General features: G+C 62.1%; 18 protein-coding genes and 1 tRNA gene. 15 read left to right on the forward strand and 4 right to left on the reverse strand.

Translation table 11 applies throughout. The features are described from left to right. Nucleotides 1-5 precede the first annotated feature (5 nt). Nucleotides 6-566, forward strand: coding sequence for a TadE/TadG family type IV pilus assembly protein (locus KPG71_RS02115; RefSeq protein ID WP_216336417.1), 561 nt, complete (start codon nucleotides 6-8; stop codon nucleotides 564-566). 5 nt (nucleotides 567-571) lie between these two features. On the opposite strand, the gene KPG71_RS02120 is transcribed toward KPG71_RS02115, so the two are convergent. After that, nucleotides 572-1,066 (reverse strand): hypothetical protein, encoded by a 495-nt coding sequence (locus tag KPG71_RS02120; RefSeq protein WP_216336418.1) that lies wholly within the window; start codon nucleotides 1,064-1,066, stop codon nucleotides 572-574. A 170-nt stretch (nucleotides 1,067-1,236) separates the two neighbouring features. Between KPG71_RS02120 and KPG71_RS02125 the strand changes: the two genes are divergently transcribed. Next, entirely contained in the window at nucleotides 1,237-2,148 is a 912-nt protein-coding gene (locus KPG71_RS02125) for a pirin family protein (protein ID WP_216336419.1), read from the forward strand. Between the two features lie 286 nt (nucleotides 2,149-2,434). Here the strand turns inward: KPG71_RS02125 and KPG71_RS02130 are convergent, their stop codons facing one another. Then, nucleotides 2,435-2,872, reverse strand: coding sequence for an HIT family protein (locus tag KPG71_RS02130; protein WP_216336420.1), 438 nt, complete (start codon nucleotides 2,870-2,872; stop codon nucleotides 2,435-2,437). Between the two features lie 262 nt (nucleotides 2,873-3,134). Further along, the gene (locus KPG71_RS02135) at nucleotides 3,135-3,722 is read right to left on the reverse strand and encodes a TetR/AcrR family transcriptional regulator (protein WP_216336421.1); all 588 of its coding nucleotides are present in this window, start codon (nucleotides 3,720-3,722) and stop codon (nucleotides 3,135-3,137) included. Nucleotides 3,723-3,829: 107 nt separating this feature from the next. Here KPG71_RS02135 and KPG71_RS02140 point away from each other — a divergent pair, with 107 nt between their 5' ends. The 5 genes from KPG71_RS02140 to KPG71_RS02160 all read left to right on the forward strand — a co-directional run bounded on the left by KPG71_RS02140 (nucleotide 3,830) and on the right by KPG71_RS02160 (nucleotide 8,518). Then, complete coding sequence (locus KPG71_RS02140) at nucleotides 3,830-4,120, forward strand: hypothetical protein (protein WP_216336423.1); 291 nt, start codon at nucleotides 3,830-3,832, stop codon at nucleotides 4,118-4,120. A 95-nt stretch (nucleotides 4,121-4,215) separates the two neighbouring features. Further along, complete coding sequence (locus KPG71_RS02145) at nucleotides 4,216-5,502, forward strand: homoserine dehydrogenase (protein ID WP_216336424.1); 1,287 nt, start codon at nucleotides 4,216-4,218, stop codon at nucleotides 5,500-5,502. A 77-nt stretch (nucleotides 5,503-5,579) separates the two neighbouring features. Continuing rightward, the gene (gene glpX, locus KPG71_RS02150; RefSeq protein WP_216336426.1) at nucleotides 5,580-6,545 is read left to right on the forward strand and encodes a class II fructose-bisphosphatase; all 966 of its coding nucleotides are present in this window, start codon (nucleotides 5,580-5,582) and stop codon (nucleotides 6,543-6,545) included. Nucleotides 6,546-6,557: 12 nt separating this feature from the next. Then, nucleotides 6,558-8,309, forward strand: coding sequence for a single-stranded-DNA-specific exonuclease RecJ (recJ, locus tag KPG71_RS02155; protein ID WP_216336428.1), 1,752 nt, complete (start codon nucleotides 6,558-6,560; stop codon nucleotides 8,307-8,309). A 134-nt stretch (nucleotides 8,310-8,443) separates the two neighbouring features. Next, nucleotides 8,444-8,518 (forward strand) — tRNA-Glu (locus tag KPG71_RS02160). 81 nt (nucleotides 8,519-8,599) lie between these two features. Here KPG71_RS02160 and KPG71_RS02165 read toward each other — a convergent pair. Continuing rightward, entirely contained in the window at nucleotides 8,600-9,121 is a 522-nt protein-coding gene (locus tag KPG71_RS02165) for a DUF2478 domain-containing protein (protein ID WP_216336430.1), read from the reverse strand. A 442-nt stretch (nucleotides 9,122-9,563) separates the two neighbouring features. Here KPG71_RS02165 and KPG71_RS02170 point away from each other — a divergent pair, with 442 nt between their 5' ends. The 8 genes from KPG71_RS02170 (at nucleotide 9,564) to KPG71_RS02205 (ending at nucleotide 17,470) form a co-directional block, all read left to right on the forward strand. Next, complete coding sequence (locus KPG71_RS02170) at nucleotides 9,564-9,707, forward strand: hypothetical protein (protein WP_216336432.1); 144 nt, start codon at nucleotides 9,564-9,566, stop codon at nucleotides 9,705-9,707. A gap of 10 nt (nucleotides 9,708-9,717) precedes the next feature. Beyond that, complete coding sequence (locus KPG71_RS02175) at nucleotides 9,718-10,404, forward strand: adenylate kinase (protein ID WP_216336434.1); 687 nt, start codon at nucleotides 9,718-9,720, stop codon at nucleotides 10,402-10,404. Nucleotides 10,405-10,466: 62 nt separating this feature from the next. Then, nucleotides 10,467-10,727 (forward strand): DUF4212 domain-containing protein, encoded by a 261-nt coding sequence (locus tag KPG71_RS02180; RefSeq protein WP_073033087.1) that lies wholly within the window; start codon nucleotides 10,467-10,469, stop codon nucleotides 10,725-10,727. Between the two features lie 12 nt (nucleotides 10,728-10,739). Beyond that, nucleotides 10,740-12,527 (forward strand): sodium:solute symporter family protein, encoded by a 1,788-nt coding sequence (locus tag KPG71_RS02185; RefSeq protein WP_216336435.1) that lies wholly within the window; start codon nucleotides 10,740-10,742, stop codon nucleotides 12,525-12,527. Between the two features lie 141 nt (nucleotides 12,528-12,668). After that, entirely contained in the window at nucleotides 12,669-14,495 is a 1,827-nt protein-coding gene (locus tag KPG71_RS02190) for a DUF294 nucleotidyltransferase-like domain-containing protein (protein WP_216336436.1), read from the forward strand. A 15-nt stretch (nucleotides 14,496-14,510) separates the two neighbouring features. Then, the gene (locus tag KPG71_RS02195) at nucleotides 14,511-15,044 is read left to right on the forward strand and encodes a hypothetical protein (protein WP_216336437.1); all 534 of its coding nucleotides are present in this window, start codon (nucleotides 14,511-14,513) and stop codon (nucleotides 15,042-15,044) included. Beyond that, nucleotides 15,034-15,417 carry a response regulator transcription factor gene (locus KPG71_RS02200; RefSeq protein ID WP_216336438.1) on the forward strand — a complete coding sequence of 128 codons (384 nt, stop codon included), beginning with the start codon at nucleotides 15,034-15,036 and terminating at the stop codon, nucleotides 15,415-15,417. Before KPG71_RS02195 ends, KPG71_RS02200 begins: the two co-directional genes overlap by 11 nt. Further along, nucleotides 15,410-17,470 (forward strand): exonuclease domain-containing protein, encoded by a 2,061-nt coding sequence (locus KPG71_RS02205; RefSeq protein WP_216336439.1) that lies wholly within the window; start codon nucleotides 15,410-15,412, stop codon nucleotides 17,468-17,470. Before KPG71_RS02200 ends, KPG71_RS02205 begins: the two co-directional genes overlap by 8 nt. Nucleotide 17,471: the final 1 nt, after the last annotated feature.

Raw genomic sequence — 17,471 nt, forward strand, 5'->3', positions numbered from 1 at the left:
TACCGATGTTCATTCCCCTGAAAAATCGTCTCGCCCGCTTTCGCGACGCCACCCACGGCACCGTGACCGTCGAGGCCGTGATCATCGTCCCGATCCTGTTCTGGGCGGTCGCGGCAACCGCCGAATTTTTCGAGATGTACCGCTACAAGAGCATCCGCGAAAAGGCGAGCTATACGGTCGTCGACATGATCTCGCGCGAACAAAGCAGCCTTTCACAGACCTATATCGACAACACCAAGACCCTGTTCGACGATTTCACCAACAGCGAGACCGAAGACCAGATCCGCATATCCGTCGTCACCTATAACGAGGACGATGACGAATACGCCATCGTCTGGTCACAGGTCCGCGGCACCGGGCCGCTTCAGGCACTGACCACCGACGAGGTCAAGACGCGGCACGACATCCTGCCGATCATGGGCAATGGCGAACACCTGATTCAGGTTGAGTCCTATTCCAAGTACCATCCCACACTGGATGTCGGTTTTGACGAGGATATCGGCGTCGAGACCCGTGTTTTCACCAGCCCGCGTTTCGCCGAACAGGTCAAATGCGTCGGCTGCTGAGCCGATTATTCCCCGGCCTCAGCGTCTTCCAGTATCAACGCCGACAGGATTTCGGCCATCGCCTTGGCCTGGTGGCCCGGCGTGACACCACCCACCCCCACCCGGCGGCCCATGCGCCACCAGAGGCCCGGCTCCCACCGTCTGCGGCCCGCGTCCGTCCCTGCCCGCATACGCAGCATGAACCCGTTTGACGGCTTGAAGGCGAACGCCCCACGTTCGACAGCCTCCACATCGGCGACCCGCGCCAGCACCTCGCCCGACGAGCTGCGCACCTCATTGCGCGTCAACTCCAGCCGATACGCCGTCGCCCGGCGCATCCTCTCCGCCAGCCACAGTGCCCCGAGCCCCAGAACCAGCAGGAACGCCATCCATACCGGGTTTTCCGGCGGGCGGGCCAGCGCCACGTAAACCGCGACCACCCCCAGAACCAGTATCGCGCCCAGCCCCAGCACCCGCCGCGGGGCCGAGGCGGAAATCACCGCCAGCACCTTATCGCTCATCGTCGTCTCCTTTTGCAGGCCGCTTACCCCGAAACCGGAACCGATGCGAGAGTAAGCCGCCACCGACCCGCCATTTCACATTTCCACACAGCCCCGGTTCGCCCTGCCACAGTCCTCCCTATTGCGAAACCAGCGCCAAAAGTTACCTGATAAGCGAAAGGAGATGCGCCATGTCCATCAGACCCACCCTTGAAACCCGCCTCGCCCAACCCACGATGGAAGGCGCAGGCGTTCACCTGCACCGCGCCTTCGGCTTTCACAACCCGTCGGAACTGGACCCGTTCCTGCTGTTCGACGATTTCCGCAACGACGACCCGGCAAAGTTCGAACAGGGCTTCCCGTGGCATCCCCATCGCGGGATCGAAACCATCACCTATGTCCTGTCCGGCACCGTCGATCACGGTGACAGCCTTGGCAACAGCGGCACATTGGGCGCCGGCGATGTGCAATGGATGACCGCCGGGTCGGGCATCCTGCATCAGGAAATGCCCAAGGGAAACGCACAGGGCCAGATGCACGGCTTCCAACTCTGGGCCAACCTGCCCTCGGCGCACAAGATGACCGCGCCGCGCTATCAGGATGTCAAATCCGGCGAGATTCCCGAAATCACCGATGACGACGGCACCACCGTGCGCGTGATCGTGGGCGATTTCTGGGGCAAACGCGGCCCCGTTGACGGGATCGCCGCCGATCCGCAATACCTCGACATCTCGGTGCCGGCGGGCGTGAAAAAGACCTTCCGGGTCGATACCTACCGCCGCGCCTTCGCCTATGTGTTCGAAGGGGCCGGCGCCTTTGCCGATGCCAGCCAGCCCTCGGGCGTGCTGCTGGAAAAGGAAGTCATGGGCGAAGAGGTCAACATCCGCGATATGTCGGGCAACCGCACTCTGATCCGTTTCGGCACGGGTGACGAAGTGACGGTGCAGGCCGGCGAACAGGGCATCCGCTTCCTGCTGATCTCGGGCGCGCCCATCCAGGAACCCGTCGCATGGCACGGCCCCATCGTGATGAACACGACCGAGGAACTGCAACAAGCCATGCGAGAGCTGCGAAACGGCACCTTCATCAAGCCCGCGCACTGATAGGGTCAGGACCCATTAATCCTGCACCACCGGTTTCCCTGATTTTTCCGCTGACAAGGCACAGCTCCGCAGGAATAGTGGTTCTATTTCAAGGAGATGTAACGCAGATCAGAGGGAAAATCAGGGAAATCCTTCGGACGCGCGGAGCGCTGCAAAGCAGCGGCTTTGACCGCTTGGAATTGACTCCGCCAGTCCCGGCGCGTTCAAATCCTCTGCTTTATTGCCCTTCGCGCGCCGGTGGTGCAGGATTAATGGGTCCTGACCCTACGCAAACGGCGGGCCGGGATCACCCCGGCCCGAACGCCGCCCGCAAATCCTGCGCGATCCCCGCCATCTGGTCATCGGGCAGTTGCGGCGGCAGGGAATACCCGTCGGGCCCGTCCCCCAGATACATCTGCGACGACACGTCATGCACATGATGCATCGGCACCACATGGGCATGGGCGTGGGGCACATGGATGCCGGTATAGAACATCGACACCCGCTCGACCCCGTAAAGCGCCTTCATCTGCCGCGCCAGCACCTGCGCGCAGGTGGTGATCCGCGTCGCCAGATCTTCGGGTAAATCCTCGAACCAGACATGATGCGCCTTGGGAATGACCAGCGCATGCCCCGCACGAATGGGGTGCAGGTCCAGAAAGGCCAGGATGTGCTCGTCCTCGTACACCCGATGGGCGGGCAACTCGCCCTTGGCGATCCGGCAAAACAGGCAATCATCGGTCATGGCGGCAGGTCCCTTGCTGGCGATATCGGCACCATCCCCGCCCCGCCGGGGAAAGGCAAGTGCGGCGCGGGATGCGGTCGCGAAATGCGCTTTTGCGTTTCGTACGAAACCCGCGTCCATTTCGTACGTTTCGACCTGCGCGCGCCCCGTTAACCCCCGGTGTTTCGGTGCCCCGCACCGACGCGATACCGACGTTTTACCGACATGATACCGAACCGGAATATCTTTTCGGGTCAGTCTGTTACCCGCGATTCGCCCGAAATCAGGCCGACACCGCCTTGCGCACCATGCTCCAGTAGATCTGTTCGACCTCCGGCAGGCTCAACCGCCCTTCCTCGCGATACCATGTATTGACCCCCGTCAGCATCGCGATCACCGCCATCGCCGCGATCTTGGGATCAGCCACATCAAACGCCCCGGCGGCCACGCCACGGCGCAGGATCGCTTCCAACTGGTCTTCGTATTTGCGCCTAAGCCCTTCGATTACCTCGAAATTTTCCGGCGTGAGGTTGCGCAACTCCATATAGGAGACGAACACCGCTTCGGGCCGGTCGTGGTGAAACCGGATATGAAACCGGGTGAATTGCTCCAAAGCCATCTGCGGCGTCTCGGGCACGGATTGAGCCGCCCACGCCCGCAACAGATCGTCCATATGCCCTTTCATCAGGTCGAACAGAAGGCTCTGCTTGTCGGGCGTGTAATTATACAGCGCCCCCGCCTGCACCCCCACGTCACCGGCAATTTGTCTCATGGAAACAGCAGCATAGCCGTTTTCGGCGAACAGCCGAAGCGCCGCCTCCCGCACACGCGGGCCGGTGATATCGGAATGTGATCCCTGGGTTCTGGCCATGATCCCAGAATTATCTGAACACCCGTTCAAATCAAAGCCCCCGCTTGCCCTTGGGGGTCAAACAGTGGCAAGAGGGAAACAACACCACGCTCCGAGGTTCCCCGCCGATGCGCTCTGATGCCCTTGTTTTCCTGGCCCTGACAGCGGTTTTCGCGACCGGATGCACTCAATTCCCCGCGCTTGAGGACACCGTCAGCGAAGAGGCCCGCAACGCCCCCTACATGTCTCTGGAGCCCGTCGAAAACCTGCGCGCCGGTGTTCCCGAGGACAGGATCGCGGACACCGACACCGCCGCGATGGAAGCCCGCATCGCCCGCCTGCGCGCCCGCGCCGCCCGCCTCAGCGGCAACGTGGTCGACAGCCGAACACGCTCCCGCATGTCCCGAGGCGTTGAATAACAACGCATTTCACGCAAAACCCGCGTTGCAAGGCACTGTCGAACCCGTTACATCGCGCTTCGATAGCCGCCGACATGTGACGATTGGAGACCGACATGACAGACCCTCTGCGCCTTGGTATCGCTGGACTCGGCACTGTCGGAACAGGCGTCGTCAAGATCGTCCGCCAAAAGGCGGAACTGCTGGCCGCCCGCGCCGGACGCCCGGTTGCCATTACCGCCGTATCGGCCCGCACCCGCGACAAGGATCGCGGCGTCAACCTGTCCGACTACGCATGGGAAGACGACCCCGTCGCACTGGCCACACGCGATGACGTGGACGTGTTCGTGGAACTGATGGGCGGCAGCGACGGCCCCGCCAAGGCCGCAACCGAAGCCGCCATCGCCGCAGGCAAGGACGTGGTCACGGCCAACAAGGCCATGCTGGCCCATCACGGCCAAGCCCTTGCAACAGCGGCAGAATCCGCCGGAAGCGTCTTGCGGTTCGAGGCCGCCGTGGCGGGTGGCATCCCGGTCATCAAGGCCCTGACCGAAGGGCTGGCCGGCAACGACATCACCCGCGTGATGGGCGTGATGAACGGCACCTGCAACTATATCCTGACCCGGATGCAGGCCACCGGACAGGGCTACAACGCCCTGTTCGAAGAGGCCGACAAACTGGGCTATCTCGAAGCCGACCCCAATCTCGACGTGGGCGGTATCGACGCCGGGCACAAGCTGGCGCTGCTGTCTTCGATCGCCTTTGGTACGCAGGTCAGTTTCGATGCCGTGGAACTGGAGGGCATCCAGTCGGTCACGCTGGAGGATATCAACCACGCCGCCGACATGGGATATCGCATCAAACTGCTGGGCGTCGCACAACTGACCGGACGCGGGCTGGAACAGCGCATGTCGCCCTGTCTCGTCCCCGCCAGCAGCCCCCTTGGCCAACTCGAAGGCGGCACCAACATGGTGGTTCTCGAAGGCGATATGATCGAACAGATCGTGCTGCGCGGTCCCGGCGCGGGAGAAGGCCCCACTGCAAGCGCGGTAATGGCGGATGTGATGGATATCGCCCGCGGCATTCGCCTGTCCACATTCGGCCAACCCGCTACAAAACTGCAACAGGCGAAACCGGCCCGTGCAGCCACACCGGCCCCCTATTACCTTCGCATGTCGCTCGAAGACAAACCCGGCGCCCTAGCCAAGGTGGCCACCGTTCTGGGCGAGGCAGGCATCTCGATCAACCGGATGCGCCAGTACCGCCATGACGACACGACCGCGCCAGTGCTGATCGTGACCCATAAAACCACCCGCACCGCACTCGACGGTGCCCTGGATGCAATGACCAAACTGGATGTGATCGCCTCGGCCCCTGTCGCCCTGCGGATCGAAACGGTTTGAACCCGCACTTGTGCCACACCGGTCCTGCCGCTAATGCTTGGCAGGCTTGAAAAGAACGAAAACACCAAGGAATTGCCATGACAGCCCCTGCCGATTTCAACGACCGCATGCTTTCTCTGGGCCTTGCCCGTGTGTCCGAGGCAGCCGCCCTGGCCTGCGCCGACCTGATCGGACGCGGCGACGAGAAAGCCGCCGACCAGGCTGCGGTGAACGCCATGCGCGAGCAACTGAACATGCTGGCGATCAAGGGTGTTGTCGTCATCGGCGAAGGTGAACGCGACGAAGCGCCCATGCTGTATATCGGCGAAGAGGTCGGCTCCGGCGACGGCCCCGGCGTGGATATCGCGCTCGATCCGCTGGAAGGCACGACGCTGACCGCCAAGGCCATGCCCAATGCGCTGACCGTCATCGCCATGGCCCCGCGCGGCACGCTGCTGCACGCCCCCGATGTCTATATGGACAAGCTGGCCATCGGGCCGGGCTACCCCAAGGATGTCGTCTCGCTCGACATGAGCCCGCGCGAACGGGTCGAAGCACTGGCCAAGGCCAAGGGCTGCAAACCCTCCGACATCACGGTCTGTATTCTGGAACGTCCCCGCCATGAGGAAATGATCGCAGACGTGCGCGCCACCGGCGCGGCGATCTACATGATCTCGGACGGCGACGTGGCCGGTGTCATGCACTGCGCCGAACCGGACCTGACCGGTATCGACATGTACATGGGCGCAGGTGGCGCCCCCGAGGGTGTTCTGGGGGCCAGTGCGCTGAAATGCATGGGCGGGCAGATGTGGGGCCGGTTGCTGTTCCGCAACGACGACGAAAAGGGACGTGCCGCCAAGGCGGGGATCACCGATCTGGATCGCGTTTATTCGCGCGACGAAATGGTGACCGCCGACGTTATCATCGCGGCAACGGGCGTGACCAACGGTTCGGTGGTGTCGGGTATCAAGCAGCGCGACACCTATGTTGAAACAGAAACCGTTCTGATGCGCTCGAAAACCGGATCGCTGCGCCGCATGATCTACCGCAACCCCATTCGCTGAGATCGCGGGGCGGTGGTGGACGCCTATCTGGGGATCACCCAATCGCTGAGCGGTCGGCGCTGGATCGGCCCCGGCCCGGAGGTCGAGCGCCTGGCCGAGGCAATGGCCCAGTCCACCGCCCTGCCCCGTCCGCTGTGCCAGACATTGGCGCGGCTTGGCGTCCCCGAGGCCGAGGCGGAAACCTATCTCGCCCCGCAATTGCGCGACCTTCTGCCCGACCCGCGCAGCCTGAAGGACATGGAAGTTGCGGCAACGCGTTTTCTGCAAGCCGCAACCACCCGGCAGAAGATCGCGATCTTTGCCGATTACGATGTGGATGGCGGCAGTTCGGCGGCCCTGCTGATCGACTGGCTGCACCAGATGGGGCTGCAAGCCACACTGTATATCCCCGATCGCATTGACGAAGGGTACGGCCCCAACGAACCGGCCATGGCCGATCTGGCTGCCCGGCACGACCTGATCGTCTGCGTCGATTGCGGCACGCTCAGCCACGATGCCATCGCCGCCGCAAAAGGGGCGGACGTGATCGTTCTCGATCACCACCTGGGCGGCGAAACCCTGCCCGAGGCGCTGGCCGTGGTGAACCCCAATCGGCAAGACGAATCCGGCGACCTGGCGCATCTCTGCGCCGCTGCAGTGGTGTTCCTTATGCTGGTCGAGGCGGGACGCCAGTTGCGCGAGGCCGGGCAGAAAGGCCCCGACCTGATGGCGATGCTGGATCTTGTCGCGCTGGCCACCGTGGCGGATGTCGCCCCGCTCAAGGGGGTCAACCGCGCCTTTGTGCGACAGGGCCTGCGGATCATGGCACACCGGGATCGTCCGGGCCTCGTCGCGCTCGGCGATATCGCAGGTCTGGATACCGCGCCGACGGCCTATCATCTGGGGTTTGTTCTGGGGCCGCGCATCAATGCTGGCGGACGGATTGGCAAGGCCGATCTGGGCGCCCGCCTGCTGGCCACCCGCGACCCGTCCGAGGCTCGTGCGCTGGCCGAAAAGCTGGATCAGCTCAACACCGACCGGCGCGAAGTCGAAGCCGCCGTGCGTGCCGCTGCTCTGGAACAGGCCGAGGCGCGCGGGCTGGATGCCCCGCTGGTCTGGGCCGCTGGCGAAGGCTGGCATCCCGGCGTTGTCGGGATCGTCGCCTCGCGCCTCAAGGAACTGACCAACCGCCCCGCCATCGTGATCGGGCTGGACGGGGACGAGGGCAAGGGCTCGGGCCGGTCGGTCTCGGGCATCGATCTGGGGGCGTCGATCCAACGTCTGGCGGCTGAAGGGCTCTTGATCAAAGGGGGTGGGCACCGCATGGCTGCGGGCCTGACCGTGGCACGCGGCCAGCTGGACGCGGCGATGGAGCGGCTTTCAGCGTTGCTGAAACGTCAGGGAGCGGGCAGCACCGGCCCCGCCGACCTGCGGCTGGATGGGGTCCTGATGCCGGGCGCAGCCAGCGTCGATCTTGTCGAACAGATCGACAGCGCCGGCCCCTTCGGCGCAGGGGCGCCGGGGCCGCGCTATGTCTTTCCCGACATGAGCATCGGATTTGCCAAACGGGTGGGCGACTCGCACCTGAAACTGCGCTTTGGCGACGGGCTGTCAGGCCAGATCGACGCCATCGCCTTCGGCGCGTTCGACGGCGCGCTCGGACCCGCTCTGGAAAATCACGGCGGGGCGCGATTCCATTTGGCTGGTCGGCTGGATGTCAACAGCTGGGGCGGCCGTCAGACCGTGCAACTGCGCCTCGAAGACGCCGCTCCGGCCACGAGCTGAGCCCTGCAAATTCCATGTTTACAAGGGGTTTGCGAAACCGCCCTGATTAAAAGATCGCGGACATGCACTTTTTTGCAAAATGCCTCTTGCGTCGGGGCCGGGTTTTTTCTAGGTAACGCCTCACGCCACGGCATGGCCCGTTCGTCTATCGGTTAGGACGCCAGGTTTTCAACCTGGAAAGAGGGGTTCGATTCCCCTACGGGCTGCCATTTTCCAAAGCAGTACAGAACCATATCCGGCAAAATCCGGGCGGTAATGCATGCATTTTCATGGATGATTCCGCTTTGTGATCAGGCGGCGTGTGGGCCTTGCGGCAGCACCTCCTGCACCCAGTTGTCCAAAGCCTGCTCTGATGCGTCAAGCTGCGCGGCCAGCCCGTCGGAAAACTTCAGGAACGAAGCATAGTTCCCACGATTCACGCCCAACAGGACCGGGATGCCATCGGCGAGGCAATGTGCGATCAGGTCTCTAAATCCACGCCCATTGGCCTCGTGCTTGCCGAATTTGTTGACGATCAGGAGGTCCGGCCTGTGCGAAAGCCCGGCTTCGACAGCAGCCACCGCCTGCTCCAGCGCCGCCGGGTCCAGACGGCACCCCCGCGCATTTGCACCGAGCGACTGCGATATCCGGAACACCGCGCCATTCGGCAAAACCCTGACATCCATGTCGCAAAGCCGCGAGTCGGCGCAATCCGTATTGGTCTGAACAACCCCGGCAGCCCGGCGACCCCTGGCAGCGCAAAGAGCCGCGAAATCGCACAGAAGCCTGTCCGTCGCTCCGGGCTTGTCAGTCATCACATAGGCAAGACTCATACGCAGTTCCCTTTCTCCAGTGCCCCATGAGTAACCCGTCACAAACATCTATGCCACCAATCGCGCCCAACCAGCCCAATGAAACTCAACCATGTCGCGAGATCGATTCGCACAATGCTCCATGACGCTTGCCGCAACGCCGCAATTCAGGCTTCCCCAGTTATGCGCTGGATTCTGTTTGCGCAAACAAAACGGCGAACAACGGCATACATTTGTATACCGATCCTGATGCACCATATTGAAATTCTTTAAAAATTCCCTGAATTGAAATTTTCTTCACAAATTTACAAAGTAAAATTGAAATTTTTTTACATATAATTCACTGAAAACAATATAATTTTAAAAAATTGTCAAAAAATGTGCTAGACCCGCTCACAGAACGGTTTGCGATTGTCGTGAGGGAGAGACGCGGCAACACGAACCGAAATTCGGAGGGGGACATATGGCCAAAGCACCGATCCGGTCGGCTGGCGACGATCTGCTGCAAGATGCGTCCAATGGTCATGCTGCAGGTGCATGGTGGCCTGTTGGCTCTATCCGCTGCCATGCGGCGTCCAATATCACCTCCGGCTGCGAAAAAGACTGAGGGGGACCCCATGGACGGAACAGCCACATCGAAAACCACGGCCAACCTCGTATTGCTCGGACCGCCCGGCGCAGGCAAGGGGACGCAGGCGCGCAAGCTGGAAGAGACGTTTGGCCTGATCCAGTTGTCCACCGGGGATCTTCTGCGCGCCGCCGTGGCCGCAGGCACCGAGGCGGGCAAAAAGGCCAAAGCCGTCATGGAGGCAGGCGAACTGGTCAGCGATGACATCGTGATCGCCATCCTGCGGGATCGCATGGGCGAACCCGATTGCGTCAAGGGCGTGATCCTCGATGGCTTCCCCCGCACGACCGTTCAGGCCGAGGCCCTGGATACTCTCATGCAGGATACGGGCCAATCCATCACGGCAGCGATCAGCCTCGAGGTCCAAGACGATGCCATGGTTGAGCGCATTTCGGGCCGCTACACCTGCGCCAAGTGTGGCGAAGGCTATCACGACAGGTTCAAACGCCCCGAAACCGAAGGGGTTTGCGACAAGTGCGGCGGTACGGACATGACCCGCCGCGCCGATGACAACGCCGAAACGGTCGCTCAACGTCTCAAGGCGTATCACGCGCAAACCGCACCCCTGATTGCCTATTACGACGACAAGAATGTTCTGCATCGCATCGACGCCATGAAAGCCATTGATGCGATCACGAAGGAAATGAAATCGGTCGTGAAAATGGCGACCACCTGAGGGAGATCGGGCGCGGGACGCTCCCGCACGCTCATGAGGAAACTGAAAAGGGAGGACGAAAAGTGTCCGACAACTCATCCAAGAACGCATATTGGTCCGCCAATTTGCGTCTCATCGTCTGGAGCCTGGTCATCTGGGCCCTGGTATCATTCGGCTTCGGCATCCTGCTGCGTCCGATGCTGTCCGGCATCCCCGTGGGCGGCAGCGACCTGGGGTTCTGGTTCGCGCAACAAGGGTCGATCCTGGTCTTCCTCGGCCTGATCTTCTTTTACGCGTGGCGCATGAACAAACTCGATGCCGAACACGGCGTCGGTGAAGAGTAAGGAGCGCAGATCATGGATCAGTTTGTTATCAACCTGCTGTTCGTCGGCGCGTCCTTCGCGCTTTACATCGGCATCGCGATCTGGGCCCGTGCGGGCTCGACCTCGGAATTCTACGCCGCCGGGCGCGGCGTTCATCCCGTCACCAACGGCATGGCCACTGCGGCCGACTGGATGTCGGCGGCGTCGTTCATCTCGATGGCGGGCCTGATTGCCTTTACCGGCTATGACAACTCCAGCTTCCTGATGGGCTGGACCGGCGGATACGTGCTTTTGGCGCTGCTGTTGGCGCCCTATCTGCGCAAGTTCGGCAAGTTCACCGTGTCCGAATTCATCGGCGATCGTTTCTACAGCCCGACCGCGCGCCTTGTTGCCGTGATCTGCCTGATCGTTGCCTCGGTCACCTACGTGATCGGGCAGATGACCGGCGTCGGCGTGGCCTTTGGCCGCTTTCTGGAAGTCTCCAACACCACCGGCCTGCTGATCGGCGCCTGTGTGGTCTTTGCCTACGCCGTGTTCGGCGGCATGAAGGGCGTGACCTATACACAGGTGGCGCAATACTGCGTCCTGATCCTAGCCTACACGATCCCGGCGATCTTCATCTCGCTGCAACTGACGGGCAACCCGATCCCGGCGCTTGGCCTGTTCGGCGATCATGTCGCCAGCGGCGAGCCGCTTCTGGCCAAGCTGGACCAGATCATCAGCGAGTTGGGCTTTGCCGAATACACCACGCATCACGCCGACACGCTGAACATGGTTCTGTTCACCCTGTCGCTGATGATCGGCACCGCCGGCCTGCCGCACGTGATCATGCGTTTCTTTACCGTACCCAAAGTGGCCGATGCGCGCTGGTCAGCCGGATGGGCACTGGTCTTTATCGCACTTCTTTATCTGACGGCCCCGGCCGTCGGCGCGATGGCCCGCCTGAACATCACCGAACTGATGTGGCCCAACGGAACAGATAACGAGGCCGTGTCCGTTCAGATGATCGAGAGCGAGCCGCAATATGACTGGATGGCCACCTGGCAGAAAACCGGCCTTCTGGACTGGGAAGACAAGAACGGCGACGGGAAAATCCAGTACTACAACGACGCATCCGAAGCCATGCAGGCAAAGGCGGCTGAAAACGGTTGGCAAGGCAACGAGTTGACCAACTTCAATCGCGATATCCTGGTGCTTGCCAATCCCGAAATCGCCAACCTGCCCAGCTGGGTGATCGGTCTGGTGGCCGCTGGTGGCCTTGCCGCCGCCCTGTCCACCGCGGCCGGTCTGTTGCTGGCGATTTCATCGGCGGTCAGCCACGACCTGATCAAGGGGCAGATCAACCCGAGCATCTCGGAAAAGGGGGAACTTCTCTCCGCCCGGATCGCGATGGCGGTTGCCATCGTCGTGGCCACCTATCTGGGCCTGAACCCGCCGGGCTTTGCGGCGCAAACCGTGGCATTGGCCTTTGGCCTTGCGGCTGCCTCGATCTTCCCGGCGCTGATGATGGGAATCTTCTCGACCAAGATCAACAACCGCGGCGCCGTCGCGGGGATGCTGGCCGGTCTGATTGTCACGCTGGTCTATATCTTCCTGCACAAGGGCTGGTTCTTCATCCCCGACACCAACAGCTTCACGGATGCCGATCCGCTGTTGGGTACGATCAAATCGACCTCGTTCGGTGCGGTCGGTGCGATGATCAACTTCGCTGTGGCCTATATCGTGGCCAACATGACCGAAGAGACCCCGCAGGAAATCAAGGATCTGGTGGAAAGCGTCCGCATACCGAAAGGTGCGGGTGCGGCCACCGCCGATCACTGATCACAAAAACGGGGGCGCGGCCACGCGCCCCCTGCCCCACGGGACAGTTCGGCGTTAAACTGAACACATCCCTTGGCCTGCCACCAAACGGCGGGCACCTTTCGTAAAGATTTTTCGCGCAGCCGCCACAGGAGGGCCTGCATGTCACAGGACCAATCCACCATACTGGACAGCCTGTCACGCCACGCCCCCTTTGACATGCTACCGCCTGAAACACTCGCGGTGATGGCCGGTGAAATCGAGCGTATCACGGCCAGACCCGGCGACATCCTGTTTCGCGAAGGTGACCCCCTGAAAGGGCTCTACTTCGTCGAAAGCGGTCTGCTGGATATCGAATCCGCCAATGGCGATCTGATTTCGCAACGCGGACCCGGTGACATCATGGGCGAACGCGGCCTTCTGCGCGATGGCAACGCCTTGCTCGGAGCCCGCGTGACGGAAACCGTCAACCTGTTGCTGATCCCCCCCAAACGGTTCCTCACACTGCTGGACGACAGCCCGGTCTTCGCCGAATGGTTCCGTCCGCGCCCCGCGCCTGCGGCGGAAGACAGCGGCGCGCAATCTACGGGCCTGACCGCGCTTCAGGTCTCGGATCTGATGGTGAAGTCCCTGTTCTCGTGCGCCCCCGGCGACACGGTGCAAAGCATCGCCGAAACCATGCGTGACAAAGGGATTTCCTCGCTTCTGGTCATGGATGGAAAGGTGCTCATGGGCATCGTCACCGTGCACGACCTGACCAACAAGGTTCTGGCCGAAGGGCTGAACGGCGACATTCCCGTTTCGCAGGTCATGACACCGAACCCCGTCACCATCTCGCCCGATGCGCTTGGGCTGGATGCGCTGATGCTGCTGGCCAACCACAAGTTCAACCACCTGCCCGTGGCCAAGGGCAAGCGCGTGGTCGGGATGATCACCCGAACCGACCTGATCCGCCAACAGGCCACCACGGCCAGCCATATCGCCGCCGACATCGTGCAATGCGACAGTGCCGAGGGCATGGCGAAAGTCATGACACGCGTGCCCACCCTGCTGACCCAACTGGTCAGCGAAGGCATCAAGCATCAGGCGATTACCCGCCGGATCACCAACATCACCGATGCGATCACCCGCCGCCTGCTGCTTCTGGCCGAGAAAAACCTGGGCCCCCCGCCCGTGCCTTACCTGTGGCTGGCCTGTGGATCGCAAGGGCGGCAGGAACAGACGGGCGTCAGCGATCAGGACAACTGCCTGATCCTTGACGATGCGTTCCAACCCGAGCATGACGCCTATTTCGCGCAGCTTGCACAATTCGTTTCGGACGGGCTGAATACCTGCGGCTTCATCTATTGCCCCGGTGACATGATGGCCACCAATCCGCGCTGGCGACAGCCTCGCAAGGTCTGGCGCAACTATTTCAGCGGCTGGATCAACGAACCCGACACCGAGGCGCAGATGCTTGCCTCGGTCATGTTTGACCTGCGCCCGATCAGCGGTGAAGCGGCACTTTTCGATGACTTGCAGCGCGAGGTTCTGGATCAGGCCAAGGGCAATTCGATCTTCGTGGCGCACATGATTTCCAACTCGCTCAAACACACCCCGCCGCTCAGCCTGTTCCGTGGGTTCGCGCTGATCCGTTCGGGCGAGCACAAGAACACCATCGACCTCAAGCACTCCGGGGTCGTGCCGGTGGTCGATCTCGGGCGGGTCTATTCATTGCAGGGTGGATTTGAGGTGGCCAACACCCGTGAACGCCTCAAAGCCGCAGCGGATCACGGCACTATCTCCACGACCGGCGCAATGGACCTGATCGACGCCTACGACATGATCGCCGAAACACGCCTGCGCCATCAGGCCGAACAGATACGCAAGGACCAAAAGCCCGATAATTTCCTGCCGCCCACGCAATTGTCGGAACTCGAACGCAACCACCTGCGCGAGGCCTTCATGGTGATCAAAACCATGCAATCCGCGCTTGGCCGCGCGTCCTGACGGAAAGGAAGGCGCATGTTTCTGGAATTGATCGCCACCTTCACCGCCGCTGTCGGCGCCGCCGGGCTCGTTCTGTTGATCAACAAACTGACGGGGGGGCGGCTGCCCAAATGGGCCATGCCCGTCGCTGCCGGAGTGACGATGATCGGCTACACGATCTGGTCGGAATACAGCTGGGCGGACCGCACCGCCGCGGATCTGCCCCCCGGCATGGTGGTGGTCGAGCGGATCGAACAGCGCGCCATATGGAAACCCTGGACCTATCTCAAACCGCAGGTTACCGCCCTGGCGGTTCTGGATCGGGCCGGGATCAAGACCCGTCCCGACATGGCCGAGATCAAGCTGGTCGATCTTTATGTCTTTGCCCGCTGGCGTCAGCCCGCAATGGTGCCGCAACTGCTGGATTGCGCCAATCGGCAACGCGCGGATGTTACCGATGCCGCACTGACCAACCCCACCGCCGCCGATTGGCGCGAAGTGACAGGCAGTGGCACATTGCTCGAGACCGCCTGCGCCGATGGACAACAGGACGAGACCGATGGCGGATAAATCGGTTCTCATCGTCGAGGACGAAGACAACTTCGCCCGCGCGCTTGAAATCATCCTGACGCGCCACGGCTACGCCACGCACCGTGCGTCGGATGGGGATGCGGCGTTGACCGCACTGAACGACAATCCCCCCGCTCTGATCCTTCTGGACGTGTTGTTGCCCAACCGCTCGGGGTTTGAAATCTGCCAGACGATCCGCCAGACCCCGCATTTGCGAGATACCAGGATCGTGATGATGAGTGCCCGGAACGGACAGGCCGAACAACGCAAGGGCATGGCCATGGGCGCCGATGCCTTTTTGAACAAACCCTTTCCAACCTCGGACCTGCTGAGCCTGATCAACAAGTTGACGGGGAAGGATACGCATGCGTGAACGGCTGGGCCTGAGACTGCGATTTGCCTTGTTTTTCGCCGCGCTCGCCCTGGCGGGGGCGGCCCTGATCGCAGGCGGGCTCTGGCTGGGACATTCGCGCTATGGCGGTCCGGTCGAAGGGTATGTCATCGCCGGGCTGATCGCCGCATTCGGCCTGTTTGGCATCTCGGCCTGGATCGGTTTCCTGTTCGATGAAAATGTCGCCCGTCCGGTTCTGGCGCTGGCCTCGGATCTGCAAACACGGGCGCGGGCCAAGGTGGATCAGGGAATCGATCAGGACCAGGCCCGCCATCTGGGCGCGCTCGCCCCCGCCGCCGATGCCATCCATACCGCCCTTGCCGAAGCACGGCAGGCTCAGCGCGAGGCGGTAGAACATGAAACGGCCGCCATCAACCGTGAAAAAGCCCTGTTCGAGGCTCTCTTGCGCGACCTGACCGAAGGCACCGTCGTACTGACATCCGACCGGCGCATCATGCTTTACAATCGTGTCGCTCAGGACCTGCTGGGCGATATCGGGCTGAACCGGCCAATCGACCGCTTTTTTTGTGGCGAGCCGCTCTTACACGCGCTCGAACGGCTGACGGCCAAACACGCGCGCGGCGATACCAGTTCCGAACGGTTCCTTTCGGCCACCGCCGATGGCCGCCGCTTTGTCATGGGGCGTGTGAGCCCGGTGCGCCATATGGGTGAAACCGCCGGCCATGTGCTGACCTTCCACGATGCCACTGACGATCTGCGCAGCCATGCCGCGCAAGACCACCTGTTCAACACCCTTCTTGAAGAAATCCGCCGGCCCGCCGCCGCAATCACCGCCCTGCTGGACGCCACCGGGATCGAACCCGAAACGGCAAAGACCGAAAGCACCGGCCTGCCGGACGCCATGCGCGAGGAAATGAACCGCCTGTGCCAGTGCCTGCGCGACAGCGGTGAAAAATACCGCGCACAAATCCCCACGCACTGGCCCCTGGCCCAAGTGGCGGTGGACGATATCCTTGACACGCTGACAGCCCGCGATCTGGTCCGTGCTATCCCCACGGGACACACCGATTTCCTGTTGTGCGACGGGTTCGCCATCGCCGGCCTTCTGGCCCGCGTGATCGAGGGGCTGAGCGATGACGGCACCCGCAGCCACATCACCCTCAGCGCCGAGCCGCATGGTGCAGAGGTGTGGCTGACCCTTGGCTGGCAAGGGCCTGATATAACCGACGGCAGGCTGGACAGCTGGCTGCGTCGTCCACTGTCGGAAGGCTATGGCGATTATTCCGGGCGAGACGTTCTGGAAAGCCACCGCACCGAAATCTGGAGCGATCCAAGCCGCGTCGAAAACCGCATTGTCCTGCCCCTGCCCAAAGCCGGACCGCCAATCCTGACACCCGATCAGCCGCGCCCCGAATTCTATGATTTCAATCTGCCCGCTCAGGACACGGGCAGCGATCTGGCGACGACCCCGCTCAGCGAGCTGCAGTTCGTCGTGTTCGACACCGAGACAACCGGCCTCGCCCCGCGCGAGGGTGACGAGATCGTGCAAATCGCTGGCGTGCGGGTGGTGAATGGCCGGATTCTGAGTGGCGAAGCCTTCGATACATTCGTCGATCCCGGTCGCCCCATCCCCCCCGCCTCAACCAGGATTCATGGTATCAGCGACGAAATGGTGCAGGGCGCGCCGGACATTGCCGAAGCCGGTCGCCGCTTTCACGCCTATTGCGAGGGGGCGGTTCTGGTCGCTCACAATGCGCCTTTCGACATGGCATTTCTGCGCCTCAAGGAAGACCGTATCGGCCTGACCTTCGATCAGCCCGCGCTGTGCACCGTTCTTTTGTCCGCCGCCCTGTTCGATCACACCGGGCAGCACACGCTGGATGCGCTGGCAGAACGCTTTGGCGTCACGATCCCGCCCGAACACCGTCATACCGCGCTTGGCGATTCCTTCGCGACGGCCGAGGTTTTCGTGCATATGCTGGATGTCATGAAATCTGCCGGCATCGTAACCTTGGGCGACGCCTTGGCCGAGGCCGAGCGGATGGTCAAAATCCGCCGCGCCCAGGCCTATTAGC

This window comes from Roseovarius sp. PS-C2 (genome assembly GCF_018862045.1).
GTDB lineage: Bacteria > Pseudomonadota > Alphaproteobacteria > Rhodobacterales > Rhodobacteraceae > Roseovarius.